Consider the following 1413-nt stretch of genomic DNA (forward strand, 5'->3'; position numbering starts at 1 on the left):
TTTTTTCATCAGATTTTGYGCSWTACCGKTACGTTTAKCAAAAATCCGCGTAAACCCTCGCCCGATTGAGGGCGGGGATACAAGCGGGCAGCGCGCTAGCGCTGCAGGGGTTGTAGTTTCGTATTTATCTGGCACTATACATTCATACAGTCAACGAGTTGAAGCCGTTGTGTTAACAGCCACCAAAGTACGCATCTACCCCACCCCCGAACAGGCTGATTTCTTGAATCAGCAATTCGGCGCGGTGCGGTTTACGTACAACAAGGCACTGCACATTATCAGCTCGCAGTACAAGCGCCATGGCACCAAGCTGCGCGCTAAGAAAGACCTCAAGCCGTTGTTGGCGGTGGCGAAGAAGTCTCGCAACTACCACTGGCTCAAAGCGTTTGATTCTATCGCACTGCAACAGGCGTGCATTAACCTGGATCGCGCCTTCCAGAACTTCTTTAACCCCCAGCTTAAAGCCCGCTATCCGCGCTTTAAACGCAAGCATGGCAAGCAATCGAGCTATCACTGCACCAGCGTTAAGGCGGGTGATGACTGGATCAAAGTCCCCAAGCTTACGCCGATTAAAGCCCGAATCCATCGAGAGATCGCCGGCACGCTGAAAAGCATCACACTGACCCGCACCCCCACGGGCAAGTATTTTGCCTCGCTGCTGGTGGAGGATGGTGTGGAGGCAGCCGCACCGCTGCAAACGGTGGAGACGGTGCTGGGGGTCGATATGGGCTTAACGCATTTGGCCATCGACTCCACTGGCCGCAAGGTCGCCAATCCTCGCTTCTTGAAGCTGGCGCCTGCCAACCTACGCCGCAAGCAGAAAGCGCTTTCACGCTGCCAGAAAGGCAGCAAGCGCCGTACGAAAGCGCGGCTAATGCTCGCCAAGGCGCACGAGCGGCTGGCGAATGTGCGTGCTGACTTCCAGCACAAACTGTCTCGACAACTCATTGACGACAACCAAGCGGTGGTGGTTGAGACACTGAGCGTGAAAAACATGCTCAAAAACCGCAAGCTGGCCAAGCATATTGCCGATGCCAGTTGGAGCAGGTTGATCGAAAAACTGGCGTATAAGGCGAAGCAGCAAGGCAAACATCTGGTCAGAATCGACCAATGGTTCGCCAGCTCCAAAACCTGCGCGGGCTGCGGCCACAAAGTCGAACAAATGCCCCTCAGTGTCCGCACCTGGGATTGCCCAAGCTGTGGCACAAAGGCGATTGACCGTGACGTAAACGCCGCGATCACTATTCGCCAGCAAGGCATTTTAAAATTAAAGGCGGAAGGGCTGTCCGTCTCTGCCCATCGAGGCCTGTGTAAGACCGGTCACGCACCGGCTGCGGCCTAAGACGTGGGAAGCCTCACCCGTGGTTGCGTAGCGACGTAGGGTGGGGAGCAGTCACYAGCCGGGAGGGATAG

Annotated in this window: 1 protein-coding gene; it reads left to right on the forward strand. The window is 55.8% G+C overall.

Annotated elements, in window-relative coordinates; genetic code table 11:
• Window positions 1–169 precede the first annotated feature (169 nt).
• Entirely contained in the window at window positions 170–1342 is a 1173-nt protein-coding gene (locus MOY_RS16475; RefSeq protein WP_035541070.1) for an RNA-guided endonuclease InsQ/TnpB family protein, read from the forward strand.
• Window positions 1343–1413 lie beyond the last annotated feature (71 nt).

Source organism: Halomonas sp. GFAJ-1 (assembly GCF_000236625.2).
Lineage (GTDB): Bacteria > Pseudomonadota > Gammaproteobacteria > Pseudomonadales > Halomonadaceae > Vreelandella.